Source organism: Herbiconiux sp. VKM Ac-2851, from assembly GCF_013205105.1.
GTDB classification, from domain to species: domain Bacteria; phylum Actinomycetota; class Actinomycetes; order Actinomycetales; family Microbacteriaceae; genus Herbiconiux; species Herbiconiux flava.
The window spans coordinates 481,559-500,035 of sequence record NZ_JABMLJ010000002.1; the positions used below are offsets into that span (position 1 = coordinate 481,559).

Below are 18,477 nucleotides of genomic sequence, written 5' to 3' on the forward strand. Positions count from 1 at the left end.
GACGTGGCCGGAGTGGTCGTGGCCGCCGTGGCCCCCGTGCCCGCCGTGGCCCGCGTGGTCGTGGCTGGAGTGGTCGTGCCCACCGTGGTCGTGGCCGCCGTGCTCTGCGTGGTCGTGCGAGCCGTGATCGTGGCCAGCGTGATCGTGGGCACCGTGGGCACCGTGGTCATGGGCGCCGTGATCGTGAGTGGCGTCGACGGCGGCCTGATCGTGGGCGGCGTGATCGCCCATGTCGTGCTGGGGCGCGGAAGAGTGCTGGTGCTCGGGCATGGCATCCACGATATACCCCCAGGGGGTACCCCGCAAGGCGGGCACCACGTGGTGGGGCGCGATGCTACGGTGGGCCCGTGACCGAGTCACGAGCATCCGGAACCCCCCTGGGCAAGCGCCACGACCGCGACGACACCACGGCCGCCCGCATCGCCGGCGTGATCGTCGTGGGCATGTGCGCCGCCGTCTGGTGGCCCGCCTTCACGCTCGGCGCCTGGGGCGACTTCTTCTTCGACCAGCTGCTGACGATCTGGGCGGCCGCGACCGGCGCGTTCTTCGTGGTGGTGTTCTTCGGCCGCAGTCGTCGGCGGTGGTGGCGCGCGGCCGCGCTGCTCGCCCCGAGCCTCTACCTGGTGGCGAACTTCGTGGTTCAGCCCGATGCCGAGGACGTGGCGACGCTCATCGTCGCCGTGCTGGGCGCGTTGGTCGCGGTGCTCGCGGTTCCGACGACGGTCTGGGTGCTCGCGCGCATCATCTGGCCCGAGTTCGGCGACCAGGTGTCACCGAGACGCCGCGCCGTCGTGATCGGCGTCGTCGCCTTCGTGGCGGTGGCGTCGTTCCTGCTCGGCGCGAACCAGGCGCGATTCATGACCTGCGGCGAGTTCACCCTCAGCGGCAACTCCGAGCCGCCCGGATGCACGCCCGACTCGGTCTACGACGACTGAACGGCCAGCGCTGACCTGAGCGCCGCCGCGAACCCGTCGACGTCGGCCTCGGTGGTGTCGAAGGCGCACATCCACCGCACCTCGCCGGCCGCGGCGTTCCAGTCGTAGAACCGGTACGACGCGCGCACCGCGTCGGCCACCCCGGGCGGCACGATCGCGAAGACGGCGTTCGACTGGGTCTCCTGCGTGAGCGTGACGCCCGGCAGGTCGACGACGGCGGCCCGCAGCCGCGCCGCCATGGCGTTGGCGTGCGAGGCCGAGCGCAGCCAGAGGTCGGAGCCGTAGAGCGCGATCAGCTGCGCCGACACGAAGCGCATCTTCGAGGTGAGCTGCATGTCGAGCTTGCGAAGGAAGGGGATGCCGGCCACCGCATCCGGATTCAGCACCACCACCGCCTCGCCGTACAGCAGCCCGTTCTTGGTGCCGCCGAGCGACAGCACGTCGACCCCGGCGTCGCTCGTGAACGAACGGAGGGGCACGCCCAGCGACGCGGCCGCGTTCGAGATGCGCGAGCCGTCGAGGTGCACTGTCATGCCGAGCGAATGCGCGTGCGAGCTGATCGCGGCGATCTCGTCGGGCGTGTAGGCCGTGCCGAGCTCGGTGGTCTGCGTGATCGAGACGGTGAGCGGCTGCGCGCGGTGCTCGTCGCCCCAGCCCCAGGCCTCGACGTCGATCAGCTCGGGCGTGAGCTTGCCGTCGGGCGTCGGCACGGTGAGCAGCTTCAGGCCGGCGACGCGCTCGGGGGCGGCGTTCTCGTCGGTGTGGATGTGCGCGGTCGTCGAGCACACCACCGCACCCCAGCGGGGCAGCATCGACTGCAGCCCGACGACGTTGGCGCCGGTGCCGTTGAACACCGGGAAGGCTTCGGCCTGCGCGCCGAAGTGGCCCTTGATGACCTTCTGCAGCTCGGCGGTGTAGACGTCCTCGCCGTAGGCGACCTGGTGACCGCCGTTGGCCCGGGCGATGGCCTCGAGCACCTCGGGGTGCGCCCCGGCGTAGTTGTCGGATGCGAAGCCGCGGTGGTCCAGATCGTGCAGAGTCTCGGTCACCCATCGATTCTGCCATCCGCCGACGGGCGGTCGACGCAGACGGGTCGGCGCGAGGGGGTGTCCGGCCGGGCGCCGGAGGCGTAGGTTCCTGAGCATGATGATGACCGAGACGGAGCCGGATCCGTACTTCTGGCTCGAGATGTTCTACATCGGCCTGCTGGGCCTCGCGACCCTCGCGATCGTGTGGGTCTCGGTGATCGTGCTGCTGCGCCTGTACCGCGGGCAGCGCTAGCCGAGCGGATGCGCGGCCGCCGCCCCTCGGGAGCGGGCAGCCGCGCATCCGGCCCTGAGCGCTCAGCGCGCGGCGGTGGGCACAGCCGAGATCATGCCGAGCCCGACGCTGATGCGGTCGGCCGTCTCGATCAGCTGCTCGGCCAATTGCTCGTGGTCGAGTTCGCGCACCACCGACAGCCGGCCCGAGACCGAGATGCCCGCCACGACCCGCCCGTCGGCGTCTCGAACCGGCGCCGCGATCGACAGCCGTCCGAGAGCCAGCTCCTGGTTCTCGGTGCAGTACCCGCGTTCGGCCGACTCGGCGAGAGCGGCGGTCAAGGCGGCGTGGTCGACGAGCGTGTGCACGGTGTACCGCTCGAGTTCGTCGCCGAGCAGAGCCCGTCGCCCGGCCTCGTCGAGATCGAGCAGCAGGCACTTCCCGAGCCCCGAGGCATGGAGCGGCTGCCGCATACCGACCATGGTGTGCGACTTGGGTGCGAGCGCTCCCTCGAAGTGGCACAGGTAGACCAGGCTCGTTCCGTCGAGGACTCCGACGTTCACGCTGAGACCCGTGCGCTGGGCCAGCGCTTCGGCCGCCGCTCGCGACTCCCGGTGCACCGGGTTGTGGTTCAGGGCCTGTGATCCCAGCGACAGGATGGCCGTGCCGATCGCATAGAGCTGGGTGTCCCGTTCGCGCCTCACGTAGCCGAGCTCCTCGAGCGAGGCCAGGAGCCGGGCGGTGGTCGATGCCCCGAGGCCGATCGCGCGCGCGATGTCGCTCGCCCGCAGCGCCCCCGACTTCGCGTCGCCGAGAGCGGTCAGCACGGCGGCCGCCCGTCCGATCCCCTGCTGCACCTCTCCGGCCATGTCGGGAACTCTATCGCTCCCGGCCGACGGCGATGGGGTAGGCCTTCACGGCACTCACCGAGGCATACGGCGCTCCTCCCGTCGCGAGGCAGACGAGCCGCAGCGCATCCGTCGTCACCGGGCCGACGTGGTGCACCCGGTGACGCTGCCGATTGCCCGTCACCTCGGCGAGCGTCTGCCAGACGCCGTCGACGCAGGCCTCGAGCCGGTAGTCGGTGACGAGCTCGGGGACCACGTCGAAGTCGGTGCGGTGGTGGTGCAGGTTGATCAGGTCCTCGTCGACGTCGTCGTTGAACACGAGCCGCACCGAGGCGATGGTCACCGGATGCGCCCACGAGAGCTGCACGTGCTCCGGCGACGCCAGTCCGGGGGCCGTCGACGGCGTCGCCCAGAGGTGGGGCCCACCGTAGGGGCGTTGCAGGCCGTCGGTGATCCGTTCCGGCCGATACGCGTGCGTGGCCGGAGTCGCTGAGAACGCGAAGCCGCGGTGGCGGAGCCCACGGGCGACCCAGTCGAGCACGGGGTCGCCCGCTGCCTCCGGGATGTGCTCGTCGAAGGGCAGGTCGCCGGCGAGCCGGTGCTCGAGGGCGAGCACGCCGTAGGGGCGCTCGCCGACCATGCGGGCCGAGACGCCGGGTGCTGCGCGCAGCACGATCACCGCGTTCTGCGGTGTCGAGGGGTGCCAGTCGAATCGGGCGGTGGCCGTGCCCGATCCCGCGGCGACCGGCACGGTGCGGGTGAGCACGTGGTCGAGGGGGACGTAGTTCTGCGGTCGCCCGGTGCCCCAGAGCTCCATGGTCACCTCGGTGTCGTGCTCGCTGTCGAGCTCGAAGGTCACGGAGTCGAGGGCGGGGTCGACGGGCAGCAGCAGTCCCACGTCTCGCGTGAGGGGGTAGGGCTCGAAGCCTGCTTCCGACGAGGCGCCGAGCGTGGTCAGTGCGTTCGAGGCCGTGATCACCGCCGACGGTGCGAGGTCGTCGGGGTCCTCGGCGCGAAGACCCACGACCGGGGCGTCCTCCCGGGCCAGGGTCTGCCGCAGGCGGTCGAGGTGGTGCGTGCCGAGTTCGCGGGGCGTCACGCCGAGGGACACCGCGAGCGCCGCCCCGGTGCCGGCCGCCTGGCCGAGCGTGGAGCACGTGGCCATCACCCGTGTCGACCCGAAGGCGATGTGCGAGGCCGAGATGTCGCGGCCGGCGAACAGCAGGTTCGGCACCGTGGCGGAGTAGAGCGAGCGGTACGGGATGCCGTAGGTGCCGGCCGGGTGGCGCTGCTCGGCACCCGCCGTCTCGGAGTACACGCCCTGCACCGGGTGCAGGTCGATCGACCAGCCGCCGAACGCGACCGCGTCGTCGAACTCCCGCTGCTCGACGATGTCGTTCTGAGTGAGGGTGTAGTCACCCACGAACCGTCGGTACTCGCGCTTGCCGGGCACGGAACCCACCCACTCCAGGCTGAGCGTGTCGGCGTCGAAGTCGCCCGAGTTCTTCACGTGGTCCCAGATGCCGAAGACCACCGACCACAGTTCGTCGCGGATCCGTTCGTTGTCGGAGACGGTGTCGAGCTCGCCGCCCCATTCGATCCACCAGTAGTCGCAGCCGTTGTCGCCCGTGCGGATGACCCGGTTGCGCAGGATCGGTGTGGCCGCGATGTCCTTCGCGATGCTGGGCGCGACGTACTTCGACGGCCGACCGGTGTCCTTCGTGTAGAAGAAGATCGAATTGCCGAGCAGCTCGCCGTCCGCCTCCTCGGGCGCCCAGCTCTCGCCGTGCTCGTGGCGGGCCTCGCGGCCGATGCGGTACGGGGCTCCGGCGAGGTGGCCCACGAGTCCGTCGCCGGTGCAGTCGAGGAAGATCGGGGCCTCGAAGGTGGTCTCGATCTCGCTGCCCATGGTCCAGCCCGTGACGGACGCGATGGCGGCGGCCTCCTCGGTGCCGGCGGGTTCGTGCATCCGGATCTCACGCACGTCGGTGTTCAGGTGCAGGGTGAGGTTCGGTTCCGCGCGCACGAGATCGAGCACCACCTGATCCCAGTAGTAGGGGTTGCCCTCGGCGTTGCGGTACTGGTTCTCGAGGAACAGCTCACCCATGATGCCCGTCTCGCGGGCGAAGCGCTGGTGCCCGTGGGCGGTGGCACCGACCACCCAGACGCGCACCTCGCTCGAGGAGTTGCCGCCGAGGACGGGCCTGTTGCTGATCAGGGAGACGGATGCGCCCAGCCGTGCCGCGGCGACGGCGGCCGATACACCGGCCAGTCCTCCGCCCACGACGACGATGTCGCTAGAGATGGTTCGCTTCTGCATGGTGAAAGCGACTGTATCACCCAGTGGTGCTTATGTACCGCTCAGTGGTAACGTGCTCGCAATCAGTGGTGATCAGCCGCTCCAACCCCGACAATGACGTGGGAGACACGCATGACAGATTCCTCAAGCCCGGTCGCGGTCGCCGACCCGGCACCGCTCGACGACGCCTCGCGGGCCCGCCGGGTCCGCAAGGTCATCCTTGCCGCCGGCACCGGCCACTTCGTCGAGTGGTTCGACTTCGGCCTCTACGGCACGCTCGCGACGGTGATCAGCCTCAACTTCTTCCAGCAGGGCGATCCTCAAGCAGCTCTTCTCTCCGCCTTCGCCGTGTTCGGCGCCGGCTTCGTGATGCGCCCGCTGGGGGGCCTGTTCTGGGGCTCGCTCGGCGATCGCGTCGGCCGCAAGTCCACGCTGGCGACGGTCATCCTCGTCACCTCGGGAGCGACCGTGGTGATGGGGCTCCTGCCGACCTACGGCATGATCGGCATCTGGGCTCCGCTCCTGCTGGTGCTCGTGCGACTCGTGCAGGGCTTCGCCGCCGGTGGCGAGAGTTCGGGCGCCACCACTCTGCTCGCCGAGTACGCGCCCTCGAACCGACGTGGCTTCGTGACGAGCTTCGTCGACGTGTTCGGCTTCGCCGCCTTCGTGGTCGGGGCCGGGCTCGTGCTGCTCTTCACCGCCACCCTCGGATCCGACGCGCTGAACGAGTGGGGCTGGCGAGTGCTGTTCCTGCTCGCCCTGCCGCTCGGTCTGGTGGGGGTCTACCTGCGCCTGAAGCTCGAGGACACCCCCGAGTTCCAGGCCGTGAAGCAGAAGGGCGAGGTTGCCAAGTCGCCGCTTCGCACGTCGCTGCGCACCTCGTGGCGCGCACTGCTGTTCTGTGTGGGCTTCGTCGTGATCAAGGCGGTGGGGCACTGGATCCTGCAGACGTTCATGCCGTCGTACCTGCAGACCACACTCGGATTCTCGCAGCCGCTGAGCTACGCGGCGACCGTGATCGGTCTCCTGGTGATCGCCGTGCTCGTGCCGTTCATGGGGCTGCTCAGCGACCGCATCGGCCGGAAGCCCGTGATGATCGCCGGTTGCGCGGGCTTCATCCTCCTCACCTATCCGGCCCTCATGCTGATGGGCGGGGGCAACTTCCTCGGCGCCACGGTCGCGATGATCCTCCTCGGCATCTTCATGGCCGCCTACGACGGCGCATCGAGCGCCGCCATGGCCGAGCTGTTCCCCACGAACATCCGCTACGGCTCGATGGCGATCGCCTACAACCTCTCGGTGGCGGTGTTCGGCGGCATCACGCCACTGCTGGCCACCTTCCTGATCGGCGCCACCGGCAACTCGTTCGCGCCCGCCTTCTACGTGATGGCGGCTGCGGCCGTCAGCCTCGTGGTTGTGCTTCGGGCCCGGGAGACCGCGAAGCTGCCGCTGCGATCGGAGGCCTGATGAGCAGGATCGCCGTGACGGGCGCCTCGGGGCGTGTCGGACGGGCAGTGGCGGCGTTGCTCGTCGAACGCGGGCATCATGTGCTAGGCCTCGACCTCGTGGCACCCGCGACCCCCGTGCCCGGGGTCGACTACCTCGTCGGTGACCTCGCCGAGCTGCCGCCGCAGGATCCGCGGCTGACCGACGTCGAGGCGGTCGCCCATCTGGGGGCGTTCATGTCGTGGCGACCGGAGGACGCGTCACGCGTGTACGACGCGAACGCGACCGCCACGCAGCGACTCGTCCGGGCGCTGGACGGGTCGTCCGTCCGCCGATTCGTGCTCGCCAGCACCGGGGAGGTGTATCCCGAGAACGCGCCGGTGTACCAGCCGCTCGACGAGCAGCATCCGCGGCTCCCCGTCACCTGGTACGGCTTGAGCAAGGTGCTGGCCGAGGAGATCACCGCGTTCGCCGGCCGGGCGAACGGCTGGGCGACGGTGGTGCTGCGGTTCTCGCACACGCAGGATCCGGCGGAGCTGCTCGACCCCGACTCGTTCTTCTCGGGCCCGCGGTTCTTCGCCAGCCGGCGCCTCCCGAGGGAGCGCGCAGCCGGGCATCACGAGGTCGCCGATGTTCTCGAGCCGTTCGCCGACGACGACTCGACACTTCTCGTGGCGTCGAGGGCCGACGGCGAGCCGGTGCAGATGGGCATCCTGGCCACGGCGGACCTCGCACGAGGAGTGGTGCTGGCGCTCGAGGCGTCGACCACCGGGCACGAGGTGATCGGGCTGGGTCCGGATGCACCGACCGACCTCGGCGCGTTCGCCCGACGCCTGGCGGCGGCTGCGGGCCTCTCCACTGTCGACGTGACGCTCCCCGTCAGTGCACCGAGCTACCGCACCTCGAACGCCCGGGCGCGCGAGCTGCTGGGCTTCACGCCGCTCCTCGGCGAGGAGGAACTGGTGCGGGCGGCCGTTGCGGCGAGGGAAGCGCGCCTGGCGGCTGCCGGCTAGCCGCAGCACTCTTCACCCGCGCGCGCAACCCGGTTGGGCGGCGCGGCCGGTCTGCCTACCGTGGGGCGGATGCGCGACAGAGCTGAGACGGACCCGGAACGACTCGGCACCCCGCCCGTCCTGGCCGCGATGGTGCTCCGAGCCGTCCGGCAGACACCGTGGCGCGCGTGGGCCCTGCTCGCGATCGGGCTCACGACGGTGCGGCTCGTGGTCGGCCCCGCGATCGAGGCGCTGTTCGAGGAAGCCCTCGCCGTGGCCGGGCTCCGGACGCTGACCGACCGCAGCGTCAGCGCCCTGCTGGTGTCCCCGGCGTCCGTCGCGCTGCTCGCCCTGGTCGCGGCGATCGCCGTCACCGCCACCCTCGCCTGGGCCGGCCTCGCCCTCGTGCTGGCCGATCGGCAGCTCGGCGGGCACCGGTTCTCGGCGCGGGCGACGCTCCGATCGGTCATCCGGATGCTCGCCGCCCTCGTCACCCCCGCCGGTCTCCTCGTGGCGCTGCACCTGGCGCTGCTCGCGCCGCTGTCCGGCGTCGAGTTGCTCTCGCCCCTGACGGGCGCGTTCGCGCCGCCGCCGTTCGTCTCGCGGGAGTTCGTGAAGACGGTGCCGGGGGTGCTGCTCTCGTGCGGCACGGCGGGGGTGCTCATCGTGGTGGTGTTCCGCGCGGGGCTCGCCCTGGCGTACACGGTGGTGAGCGGATGCCGGCCGGCCGGCGCACTGCGCTCCAGCCTGCGGGCGACGGGCTCCGGCGGGGCCGGGTTCGCGCTGGTGCCGACGGCGGTGGTCGTCGTGACCGCAGCCCTGGGCCAGGGCGTGATCGTGCTCGCGGGCTGGGCGGTCGACGCGGCGCCGGCGAGCGCGTCGACCGCGGACGACCCGCTCCTCGTGGGCGCGGCGCGCGTGCTCGTCGCGGTGGTCTCGATCGTGGGAGCCCAGGCGTTGGCGCTGACGCTCGTGGCGCGGGTGCGCATGATCGACGGACTGACGATCGCGCCCGCCCGCCCGGCCCGCTCCGTGCCGTCGCGGCGCGCCGCCGCGGTCCTCGGGGTGACGCTCGTGATCGCCACGGCGACCGCGACAGGCGCCATGGCCACGACGTGCCATGACCCGTGCCAGGGCGAGGCCGGCGCGGCCATGGGTGGTGGGGGCGCGCATCCGCTCGTCATCGCGCACCGCGGGTACGACGCCGGAGGGCCCGAGAACACGATCGCCGGGCTCGAGGCAGCTGCGCGGCTCCGGCCGGACTACGTCGAGGTCGACGTGCAGCAGACCGGAGACGGCGGCCTCGTCGCGAGCCATGACACCAATCTCTTCACGCTCGCCGGGGTCGACGCGAACCTCTTCGAGCTGACGACGGCCGAGGCCACGGCGACGGTGGTGGGCATGAAGGGGCACCGCGACCACATTCCGACGCTGCGCGGCTATGCCGCCCGCGCCGAGCAGCTCGGTGTCGATCTGCTCGTCGAGCTCAAGGTCACCGGGCACGAGACGTCCGACGTGCTCGATCGGCTCGACGCCGACCTCGAGGCCGCCGGGGCCGGTGGCGACACGATGTTGCACTCCCTCGACCCCGGGGTGGTGGAGGTTCTGGCTGAACGGCATCCCGAGCGGCGGGTCGGCCTCACGGTCTCGATGATGGCCGGGCAGCTTCCGCCGTGCGACTGCGACTTCTACGTGATCGAGCAGGCCTCGCTCACCCCGGCCCTGATCGGCGAGGCCGACGCGGCCGGCGACGAGGTCTACGCCTGGACCGTCGACGACCCCGCCGCCATGGACGCCCTCGCCCGCGCCGGGGTCGACGGCCTCGTCACGGACGAGCCGGGTGCTGCCCGGCGGGTGAGCGAGGCACTCGCCGCGGAGAACGGCCTCGAGGCCGGTGCCGCCCGCCTGGAGCTGCTCCGCTCGGGCTGAACGTCAGCCCTTGAGGGCGTCGGCCAGCTTCACGCGCGGGCCCGTGCGGAGCAGCGAGTTCGCGTAGATGCGCGAGCCGATCACCACGACGACCGCGGTGGTCGCCAGCAGGATGACGAGCGAGACGAGCGGCTCCCACCACTCGGCGTCGCCGAGGAAGAGCCGCAGCGGCATGCCGATCGGCGCCGAGAAGGGCACGTAGGACATCACGGCCATCACCGCCTCGTTCGAGTTGAAGAAGATGACGAGGAAGTACGGCAGCATCACCAGCGTGGTGACGGGCGAGGTGACCGAGCCGACGTCCTCCTGGCGGGAGACGAGGGCGGCGCTCGCCGAGTAGAGCGCCGCGATCAGCACGAAGCCGAAGACGAAGAACACCACGAACCACGCGATCGCGGGGCCGAGGAGGCCGAGCAGGCCGGACTGGCCGGTGATCGCGAGTCCGAGCACGGCGGCGAGGCCGATCAGGGCCGTCTGGCCGAAGGCGAGCACGCTGTTCCCGATCACCTTGCCGGCCAGCAGTTCGCGGGCGTTGATCGTCGACAACAAAATCTCGACGACCCGGGTCTGCTTCTCCTCGACGACGCTCTGCGCGATCGTCGAGCCGAAGGTGACGGCGGCCATGAAGAACACGATGCCGAACGCGATGCCGACGACGTAGGCGAGGAAGCCGTCGGAGTCGCCCGGTTCGAGCAGCTGCACGGGGGGCGCGAGGCTGAGCAGCGAGACCACGCCGGTGGGGGTGTCGCTCAGGGCGAGCACCTCGTAGGCGGCCTCGGGGCCTCCGGGCGTGCCGGTGGTGCCGGTCGCCGTGGGCGCCGGGGTCGCTCCCTCCACGGTGCCGGGCAGCACGATCGCCGCCTCGACGTCGCCGTCGCGCACGAGCTGCTCGGCATCCGCGACCGTTGCGGCCTGGGTGATGTCGAGGCGGTCGTCGAGGCCGGACACGAGTGGGGCGGTCTGCGGCACGACCGCGACCTTCGGCGCCCCGGCGTTCGCGGCGAAGATGCCGCTCGCGACGATCGATCCGAGCACGACGACGAGCAGGATGCCGGTCGAGATCAGGAACGCCTTGCTGCGCAGCCGCATCGAGATCTCGCGGGCTGCGACGAGGCGTGTGCCCTGAACGGCCGACAGGGCGGCGGGACGAGCGGGGCGCGGAGTGCGGGTAGGGCGGGCGGTGCGGGCGTCGGCGCTCATCGCACGACCTCCTTGAAGATCTGGGACAGGGTGGGCAGAACAGGGGCGAAGCGGCGCACCGGGCCGGTCTCGAGGGCGCGCCGCAGCACGGCCTGGGCCGCATCCTGGCCGGGCTGGCTCGACTGGCCGGGCACGCTGGACTGGCCCGGGGCCCCGCGCTCGACCTCGAACACGGCGTAGTCGCCGTCGAGCTCGACCACGCGCACCCCGGGCATCTCGCGCACCCAGCCGGCGTCGTGCGTCAGGTCGATCTCGTAGCGGGCCTCGGAGTGCTGCGACCGCAGCTCCTCCCGGGAACCCTGCGCGCGGATCGTGCCGCCCGCGATCACCACGAGGTCGTCGCAGATGCGCTCCACGATGTCGAGCTGGTGCGAGGAGAACAGCACGGGCACCCCGGTGGCCGCGTGCTCGGTGAGAACCGACTGCACGGTCTCGACGGCCATCGGGTCGAGACCCGAGAAGGGCTCGTCGAGCACGAGCACGCTGGGGTCGTGCACGAGGGCGGCGGCGATCTGGGCGCGCTGCTGGTTTCCGAGGGAGAGGCTCTCGACGGTGGCGTTCGCGCGGTCGCCGAGGCCGAGGCGGTCGAGCAGATCGGCCGTGCTGGCGGCGGCCGCAGCCGACGTCATGCCGTGCAGCCGCCCGAGGTAGACGATCTGCTCGGCGACCTTCATCTTGGGGTACAGCCCGCGCTCCTCGGGCATGTAGCCGAACAGGGCGCGATCGGCGGGCGTGAGCCGCGTGCCGTCGAGGGTGACGGTGCCCGTGTCGCTCGCGAGCACCCCGAGGATGATCCGCATCGTCGTGGTCTTGCCGGCCCCGTTGCCGCCGACGAAGCCGGTCATGCGCCCGTCGCCGACCGTGAAGCTCACGCCGTCGAGCACCCGGTTCTGGCCGAACGACCGGCTCACGTTCTCGATCTCGAGCATGCTGCCCTCCGCTCCCGCGCCGCGAGATGCCGCGCTGCCTTCACGCTAACGAGCGGATGCGCGGCGGCGGATCAGCCGCGAGACGGGTCTCGGCGCGAAAGGGTCCGCCGCACGGCGGAGGGCGGGGCGGGCATCCTGAACCCACCCCGCCCTCGTGCGACAGCCCTGGCCGGCGCTAGGTGCGGGCCGCGCGCTCGCGGGTGGTGCGCTCGCCCTCGACCTTCACCTTGCCGGGGTTGACGGCGGAGAGCGGACTCGTGATGGCCTCGAGCGGTTTGCGCTCGGCGTTCACCCCGAAGATGAACGCGACGACGCCGCCGATGAGCATCACGATGCCGGCTCCGATGTAGCCGATCGAGATGGGGCCGCGGTCGGAGCCGTCGCCGATCAGGGTGCCGAACAGCACGGGGGCGATGGCCCCGACGATCTGGCCGATCGAGAAGAAGTACGAGATCACCTGCGAGCGCATCTCGAGCGGGAACAGCTCGCTGACGGTCAGGTAGGCCGACGAGGCCCCGGCGCTGGCGAAGAAGAACGACACGCACCAGAAGATGGTCTGCGTGGTGGCGTTCAGCACGTCGGCCTGGAACAGGAAGCCGGAGATCGTCAGGATGATGCCGGCCAGCCCGTAGGTGAGCAGGATCATCTTGCGCCGGCCCCAGGTGTCGAACAGGTGGCCGAGCACGAGCGGACCGAGCAGGTTGCCGATGGCGAAGGGGAAGAAGAAGTACTGCACCGCGTCGTTCTCGACACCGTAGAAGTTCTGCAGCGCCAGGGCGTAGGTGAAGAAGATCGCGTTGTAGAGGAACGACTGCGTGATCATCATCGTCAGGCCCACGACCGTGCGATTGGGGTAGTCGCGGATGAGCACGCTGGCGATCTTCTTGAACGGGATGCGGTCGAGCGGGGTGACCTCGATGGACTGGTCCTCGGGCACCGGGTCGAGCTTCTTTCCCGTCGATTTCTCGACCTGGGCCTCGATGTCGTCGACGGTCTTCTCGGCGACGTCCTCCTTGCCGTGCGTCATCAGCCAGCGCGGGCTCTCGGGGATGTGCCGGCGCATGTAGATCATGATCAGACCGACCACCGGGCCGATGAAGAACGCCAGCCGCCAGCCGATGTTCTCGGCGAAGTTGTCGGGGTTCAGGAAGAACAGGTTGGCCACCGAGCCGAGGGCGGCGCCGCCCCAGTAGGTGCCGTTGATCGCGATGTCGACGCGGCCGCGGTAGTGGCTCGGGATGAGCTCGTCGATCGCCGAGTTGATCGCCGCGTACTCGCCGCCGATGCCGAGACCGGCGACGAAGCGCATCGCGAACAGGAACTCCATGTTCGGGCTGAGGCCGGCGAGTGCCGATCCGACGAGGTAGATCGCGAGCGTGATGATGAAGAGCTTCTTGCGGCCCCACTTGTCACTCAAGCGCCCGAAGACGAGGGCTCCGACCACCTGACCCACGAGGTAGATGGTTCCGGCGAGGCCCACCTGGGACGAGTCCATGCCGAGCGTCTCCTGGAAGCCGTTCGAGGCGATGATCTGGATCTCGAGGCCGTCGAGGATCCAGGAGACCCCGAGACCGAACACGACCATCCAGTGGAACCTCGTCCACGGCAGGCGGTCCATCCTGGCCGGGACCAGGCTCCTGACGCTCTTCGATGCGGGCGTTCCTCCCGCAGCATCTGTCTTCGCAGCCACAGTTCACCTCCGTCAGGCCGGACGTTCTGCGGGCGGATGCGGATGCAGATGCGAGCGACGCCGGCGGCGAGACAGAACGTACGCCGGAGTTGCAGTTTGCGCACTGTTTTCGCTTCGGCGCTGTTTACCTCAGGGCCGGCCGGGTACGGCGACCCCCGTCTCGTAGGCGAAGACGACGGCCTGGATGCGGTCGCGGAGGCCCAGCTTCTGCAGGATCTTGGAGACGTGGGTCTTCACCGTGGCCTCGCCGAGGTAGAGCTCGCGGGCGATCTCGGCGTTCGAGCGGCCGGCGGCGAGCAGGCCCAGCACCTCGCGCTCGCGGTCGGTGAGGGCGCCGAGCTCGGGGGCGGGGGTGAGGGTGGGCGGGGGCGCTGCTTCTTCGGCGCTCGCTGTTCGTCCGGTGGGCGTTTCGTCTGCGGTGGGTGGTGCTTCTCCGGGGGGCGCCGGCGCGGGGGCACCCGGGCGGCGGGCGAAGCTCTCGATCACGCGCCGGGTGACGTCGGGTGAGAGCAGGGCGTCGCCGCGCGCCACCACCTGCACCGCGTCGACGAGGCTCTCGGGCGAGGAGTTCTTCAGCACGAACCCGCTCGCACCGGCCTCGAGTGCCGCGAACAGGTAGTCGTCGCGGTCGAAGGTCGTGAGAATCAGGATGCCCGCCGCCGTGCCGTGGGCGATCAGCTGCCTCGTGGCCTCCAGCCCGTCGAGCTCGGGCATCTGCACGTCCATGCAGATGACGTCGGGCGTGAGCTCGCGGCCGAGCGTCACGGCTTCGCGGCCGTTCCGGGCCTCGCCCACGACCTCGATGCCGTCCTCGGACTCCAGGATGATGCGGAGGCCGACCCGCACCAGGTCCTGGTCGTCGGCCAGCAGCACGCGGATCGGGGCGGTCATGCGGTCTCCTTCACTGCGAGGCTGAGGGGGAGCCGGGCCCGCACCCGGTAGCCGCCGCGGGGCTTGGGGCCGAGCTCGAGTGCGCCGCCGGCCGCCGCCACGCGCTCGCGCATGCCGATCTGCCCGAGATGAGCCCCGCCGCCGCCCTCGACGGGTGATGCCGCTCCCGCACCGACGCCCGTGTCGCTGACCTCGAGCTCGACCGCGTCGGCCAGGAAGCGCAGGCGCACGTCGGCCGTGGCGCGGGGGCCGGCGTGCTTCCGCACGTTCGTGAGCGACTCCTGGGCCAGGCGGTAGACGGTGAGGCCGATGGCCGTGGGCACGGGCCGCTCGGCTCCGACGGTGGAGAAGGTCACGGGCAGCCCCGACGCGCGGGCCTCGTCGACGAGCTCGTCGAGCTGCGCGATGCCGCGGGTGGAGGCAGTGGTCGAGGGGTCGTCGCCGCGCTCGCGGAGGGCACCGAGCATCCGCTGCAGTTCATCGACCGCCTCGCGGCCGTTCTCCTCGATCACCGACAGCGCCTGAACCGCCCGCGGGTCGACGGCGGCACCTGCCGGGCCGCGTTCGAGCACGCGGCGCGCGGCACCCGCCTGGAGGCCCATCACCGAGACGTGGTGCGCCACGACGTCGTGCAGCTCACGCGCGATGCGCGAGCGCTCGAGCTCGACGGCCTGGCGGCTGCTGACCTCGCGCTCCCGCTCGAGCTCGAGGGTGCGCTGCTCGAGGGCCTCGCGCTGCCGGGCCGAGGCCCAGGCGGCGTTGCCGAAGACGTAGGCGCCGCCGAAGTACAGCAGATTCGTGATGATCTGGATCAGCCCGATCGCGGCGAACTGCGACAGCGGGCCGTCGCGCGAGACGTCGGGGGTCGTGTCGGGGTTCAGCGCCTGGAAGATCAGCACGCCGGCCAGCCAGAGCAGCATGCCGACACTGATCAGGATGCGCAGCGCCGTCGCCAGCGTTCGGTTGCGGCCCCACGCGCCCACCGTGTAGAGGGCGATGAACAGGCAGATGTTGTTGAACAGCTGTTCCCAGATGCCCGAGTACTGCCCCACCACGAAGGTGACGGCGACCACGAGCGCCACGATCTCGGGCCACCGCCGCCGGAACGCCAGCGAGCCCGCGACGAGCACCGAGAAGATCGCGCCGCCCCACCAGGGCGCGTGCGACTGAGCGGTCATCGCGCTCGAGAACAGCAGCCAGCTGAGGAACGTCGCCCCGGCCAGCCCGGCCGCCGCGATGGCGTCGCGCCGGTAGCCGGCGGCGCCGGGTGGCGGCCGCTGCCAGTCGTCGGGTGCTGAACTCATGCCTCCACGCTAGCGAGCGGCGGCCACGACCCCATCCCTCGCGCGGCGGATGTGGAGAGCCGGGCACGACGAGCAGACGGTGCAGGAGCCACCACGCGAACCGGCGGCGGTCAGTGGGGGGCGAGGGGGAACCAGGGCGGGACGAGGCGGCGGTAGCTGCGGAGGAAGGCCTCCGGGTCGCGCGGTTCGGGCTGCTCGAGCCAGGCGGCGATCGCGCCCACGCTGCCGTTGGCGACGAAGGGGCCGACCATGGCGGCGAGCAGCGGGTCGGCCGCCTCCTCCTCGTCGCTGGCGAAGAGGGCGTGCTGGGCGAGAAGCTGCCGACTCGACTCCTCGAAGTGGGCCGCCAGCATGGGGCGGAGGCTGGTCTCGCCGCGGTGACCGCCGCCGGCATCGGCCAGCAGCCCCCGCTCGTAGATCGGCGCGTGCGACTCGATGTTCTCCAGCACGGCGAGCGTCACCGCGGTCACGGCCTCCGCGGCGGCGGCGCGCGGCACCGAGGCCTCAGGCACCGAGGCGAGGTGGCGATCGCGCAGAGCGTCGAGCTCCTCGCGCAGCACGCTCTCCAGCAGCGCGAGCGGCGAGGCGGCGTGGGCGTAGAAGGTCGAGCGGTTCACCCCGGCGGCCGCCGCGATCTCGGACGCTGTGACCTCGTCGATCGGGCGCTCCGAGGCCAGGCGCAGCACCGCATCCGCGAGCTTGGCCCGGCTGCGTCTGTGACGTGCATCCATCGATCCTCCGTTCGAAGCCTAAGGGGAATAGAATTATCCGACAAACGTTGGATATAACGACACCACAGACACAGAAAGAAGAGAATCATGGCTGCATACGACGTCGCCGGACGATCCGCGATCGTGACGGGAGCGGGCTCGGGCATCGGCCGCGCGGTCGCGCTCGAACTCGCGAGGAACGGAGCCGCCGTGCTCGTCAGCGACGTGCGCGAGGAGCCGGCCCAGAAGGTCGTCGACGAGATCCGCGCTGCGGGCGGCACCGCCGAGGTGCTGGTGGGCGACGTCAGCGACCCCGAGTTCGCCGAGGCGAGCGTCGTGGCCGCCGAGAAGCTCGCTCCGCTCGGCATCGCGGTGAACAACGCCGGCATCGGCGGGGAGGCCGCCACCGTCGGCGACTACTCGCTCGACAGCTGGCGCAAGGTGATCGAGATCAACCTCAACGCTGTCTTCTACGGCCTCAAGGCGCAGCTGCCCGCGATGGCGAAGAACGGCGGCGGCGCGATCGTGAACATGGCGTCGGTGCTCGGTTCGGTGGGCATCCCGATGTCGTCGGCCTACGTCACCGCGAAGCACGGCCTGGTCGGCCTGACGAAGAACGCAGCCCTCGAGTACGGCGCGCAGAACGTGCGCGTCAACGCGGTCGGGCCCGGCTTCATCCACACGCCGCTCGTCGACGCGAACCTCTCGGCCGAGGCGCAGCAGGCGCTCGCCGCGAAGCACGCGCTCGGCCGCCTGGGCACCTCGGAGGAGGTCGCCGCCCTCGTGACCTTCCTCGTCAGCGACGCCGCGTCGTTCGTCTCGGGCAGCTACCACCTCGTCGACGGCGGCTACGCGGCCCAGTAGCCTCGGTCGCGCAAGTAGGGCGTCCGCTGAGTCGCGCCAATGTGTCGCGTTTTGGCGCGACTCAGCCGCTACGGCAGCAGTTAGGCGCGACTCAGCCGCACGCGGCCAGCGGCGGCGGGTTGCTGGCAATACGCCTGGGCGGTCGGGGCGGGCCGCCCGGGGCACTACCCTTCGGGTACCGAGCCGCCCGTGGCCCGCGATGGAGGTAACGAACATGGCCGAGAAGACCCAGCGCAAGGCGGTGGCCAAACCGGCCGCCCGATCCCTCAAAGAGAAGCGCGCCGACAAGAAGGCCAAGAGCGACAAGGCCGACCACTCGGCCGACGCCGTGACCAACGTCAAGAAGAAGTAGCTCCGTCCGAAGAACCAGCAGAGCGGATGCGCGGCTGCTGCTACTGCAGCACCAGCCGCCGTCCGTTCAGCTCGCCCGCGGTCCCGTTCCACAGCTCGACGACCGCCTCGGCGAGGGTGCCGACGTCGGTCGCCCCGGCGAAGGTCTTCTCGGGCGATGCGGCGCGCATCCGCTCGTCGACCAGTGATCGTACGGCGAAGATGACCGCCGCGGCGTCGGGGGCGTTCTTCGCGAAGCCCTGGGCGACCGAGCGCATCCACGACTCGGAGGCGGCCTTCGCGGCGGTGTAGTCGGCCCCGGAGGCGGTGGGCGCGTCGACCGACACCGAGGACACGAAGGCGGTGCGCCCGGCCGGCGACTCCGCGAGTGCCGGGTAGAACGACCTCAGGACGTTGCGCAGGGTGCGGAACGACCGCTCCATCGCCGCCCAGCCCTCGTCGCTCTGCCCCGCGATGCCCGCGCCGCCGACCCAGCCGCCCACGAGGTGGATCAGCCCGTCGACGGGTGCGCCGAGACGGTCGGTCAGCGCCGTGACTGCGGCCGGGTCGCTGAGGTCGGCGACCTCGGTGCGGATGCCCGGCACGCGATCGGCGACGGCGGAGATCTTCGCGGGGTTCGACCCGACCGCGACCACCTCGGCCCCCGCCTCGACGAGGGCCGCACACACGGCGACGCCCGACTCGCTGCTCGCCCCGGTCACCACGACCCGCCGGCCCGTGACCCCGGGCCCAGCCACTGTCTCGCTCATGCCCTCATCCTCCCGCACCGCTGCACTCCCCGTCCTGTTCCGCGCCCGAGCGCCCACCTCGCGAGGAGGTGGGTCAGGGG

Annotated in this window: 18 protein-coding genes; 8 read left to right on the forward strand and 10 right to left on the reverse strand. The window is 71.1% G+C overall.

Annotated elements, in window-relative coordinates; all coding sequences use genetic code 11:
• Nucleotides 1-3 precede the first annotated feature (3 nt).
• Both HQQ85_RS21620 and HQQ85_RS08960 read left to right on the forward strand, forming a co-directional pair.
• Entirely contained in the window at nucleotides 4-351 is a 348-nt protein-coding gene (locus HQQ85_RS21620; protein WP_371741827.1) for a hypothetical protein, read from the forward strand.
• Nucleotides 348-935, forward strand: a complete 588-nt coding sequence (locus HQQ85_RS08960) for a hypothetical protein (protein ID WP_371741828.1) — start codon at nucleotides 348-350, stop codon at nucleotides 933-935. The genes HQQ85_RS21620 and HQQ85_RS08960 overlap by 4 nt, the downstream gene beginning before the upstream one ends.
• On the opposite strand, the gene HQQ85_RS08965 is transcribed toward HQQ85_RS08960, so the two are convergent.
• Nucleotides 923-1,984 (reverse strand): low specificity L-threonine aldolase, encoded by a 1,062-nt coding sequence (locus HQQ85_RS08965; RefSeq protein ID WP_371741829.1) that lies wholly within the window; start codon nucleotides 1,982-1,984, stop codon nucleotides 923-925. The genes HQQ85_RS08960 and HQQ85_RS08965 overlap by 13 nt on opposite strands.
• 94 nt (nucleotides 1,985-2,078) lie before the next feature.
• Between HQQ85_RS08965 and HQQ85_RS08970 the strand changes: the two genes are divergently transcribed.
• The gene (locus tag HQQ85_RS08970; protein WP_173181766.1) at nucleotides 2,079-2,216 is read left to right on the forward strand and encodes a hypothetical protein; all 138 of its coding nucleotides are present in this window, start codon (nucleotides 2,079-2,081) and stop codon (nucleotides 2,214-2,216) included.
• A 62-nt stretch (nucleotides 2,217-2,278) separates the two neighbouring features.
• Here the strand turns inward: HQQ85_RS08970 and HQQ85_RS08975 are convergent, their stop codons facing one another.
• Both HQQ85_RS08975 and HQQ85_RS08980 read right to left on the reverse strand, forming a co-directional pair.
• Entirely contained in the window at nucleotides 2,279-3,064 is a 786-nt protein-coding gene (locus HQQ85_RS08975) for an IclR family transcriptional regulator (protein WP_173182174.1), read from the reverse strand.
• A 10-nt stretch (nucleotides 3,065-3,074) separates the two neighbouring features.
• Nucleotides 3,075-5,363, reverse strand: a complete 2,289-nt coding sequence (locus tag HQQ85_RS08980) for an FAD-dependent oxidoreductase (protein WP_173182175.1) — start codon at nucleotides 5,361-5,363, stop codon at nucleotides 3,075-3,077.
• Nucleotides 5,364-5,474: 111 nt separating this feature from the next.
• Here HQQ85_RS08980 and HQQ85_RS08985 point away from each other — a divergent pair, with 111 nt between their 5' ends.
• The 3 genes from HQQ85_RS08985 (at nucleotide 5,475) to HQQ85_RS08995 (ending at nucleotide 9,709) form a co-directional block, all read left to right on the forward strand.
• Complete coding sequence (locus HQQ85_RS08985) at nucleotides 5,475-6,809, forward strand: MFS transporter (protein ID WP_173182176.1); 1,335 nt, start codon at nucleotides 5,475-5,477, stop codon at nucleotides 6,807-6,809.
• A complete protein-coding gene (locus HQQ85_RS08990; RefSeq protein ID WP_173182177.1) occupies nucleotides 6,809-7,801 on the forward strand; it encodes an NAD(P)-dependent oxidoreductase in 993 nt (330 codons plus the stop codon). The genes HQQ85_RS08985 and HQQ85_RS08990 overlap by 1 nt, the downstream gene beginning before the upstream one ends.
• Nucleotides 7,802-7,870: 69 nt before the next feature.
• Nucleotides 7,871-9,709 (forward strand): glycerophosphodiester phosphodiesterase family protein, encoded by a 1,839-nt coding sequence (locus tag HQQ85_RS08995; RefSeq protein ID WP_173182178.1) that lies wholly within the window; start codon nucleotides 7,871-7,873, stop codon nucleotides 9,707-9,709.
• Between the two features lie 3 nt (nucleotides 9,710-9,712).
• Here the strand turns inward: HQQ85_RS08995 and HQQ85_RS09000 are convergent, their stop codons facing one another.
• The 6 genes from HQQ85_RS09000 to HQQ85_RS09025 form a co-directional block, all read right to left on the reverse strand.
• Nucleotides 9,713-10,909: an ABC transporter permease gene (locus HQQ85_RS09000; protein ID WP_173182179.1), complete on the reverse strand. Its 1,197-nt coding sequence runs from the start codon at nucleotides 10,907-10,909 to the stop codon at nucleotides 9,713-9,715.
• Nucleotides 10,906-11,838 carry an ABC transporter ATP-binding protein gene (locus tag HQQ85_RS09005; RefSeq protein ID WP_173182180.1) on the reverse strand — a complete coding sequence of 311 codons (933 nt, stop codon included), beginning with the start codon at nucleotides 11,836-11,838 and terminating at the stop codon, nucleotides 10,906-10,908. Before HQQ85_RS09005 ends, HQQ85_RS09000 begins: the two co-directional genes overlap by 4 nt.
• A gap of 175 nt (nucleotides 11,839-12,013) precedes the next feature.
• Complete coding sequence (locus HQQ85_RS09010) at nucleotides 12,014-13,456, reverse strand: MFS transporter (protein WP_173182181.1); 1,443 nt, start codon at nucleotides 13,454-13,456, stop codon at nucleotides 12,014-12,016.
• 201 nt (nucleotides 13,457-13,657) lie between these two features.
• Nucleotides 13,658-14,419: a response regulator transcription factor gene (locus HQQ85_RS09015; RefSeq protein WP_173182182.1), complete on the reverse strand. Its 762-nt coding sequence runs from the start codon at nucleotides 14,417-14,419 to the stop codon at nucleotides 13,658-13,660.
• Nucleotides 14,416-15,723: a sensor histidine kinase gene (locus HQQ85_RS09020; RefSeq protein ID WP_173182183.1), complete on the reverse strand. Its 1,308-nt coding sequence runs from the start codon at nucleotides 15,721-15,723 to the stop codon at nucleotides 14,416-14,418. The genes HQQ85_RS09015 and HQQ85_RS09020 overlap by 4 nt, the downstream gene beginning before the upstream one ends.
• Nucleotides 15,724-15,833: 110 nt before the next feature.
• On the reverse strand, nucleotides 15,834-16,454 hold the full coding sequence (locus tag HQQ85_RS09025; RefSeq protein WP_173182184.1) for a TetR/AcrR family transcriptional regulator: 621 nt from the start codon (nucleotides 16,452-16,454) through the stop codon (nucleotides 15,834-15,836).
• An 87-nt stretch (nucleotides 16,455-16,541) separates the two neighbouring features.
• Between HQQ85_RS09025 and HQQ85_RS09030 the strand changes: the two genes are divergently transcribed.
• Together HQQ85_RS09030 and HQQ85_RS09035 are read left to right on the forward strand one after the other, a co-directional pair.
• Nucleotides 16,542-17,297 carry an SDR family NAD(P)-dependent oxidoreductase gene (locus tag HQQ85_RS09030; RefSeq protein ID WP_173182185.1) on the forward strand — a complete coding sequence of 252 codons (756 nt, stop codon included), beginning with the start codon at nucleotides 16,542-16,544 and terminating at the stop codon, nucleotides 17,295-17,297.
• Nucleotides 17,298-17,511: 214 nt separating this feature from the next.
• A complete protein-coding gene (locus HQQ85_RS09035) occupies nucleotides 17,512-17,649 on the forward strand; it encodes a hypothetical protein (protein ID WP_173182186.1) in 138 nt (45 codons plus the stop codon).
• A gap of 40 nt (nucleotides 17,650-17,689) precedes the next feature.
• On the opposite strand, the gene HQQ85_RS09040 is transcribed toward HQQ85_RS09035, so the two are convergent.
• Nucleotides 17,690-18,397 (reverse strand): SDR family oxidoreductase, encoded by a 708-nt coding sequence (locus HQQ85_RS09040; protein ID WP_173182187.1) that lies wholly within the window; start codon nucleotides 18,395-18,397, stop codon nucleotides 17,690-17,692.
• Nucleotides 18,398-18,477 lie beyond the last annotated feature (80 nt).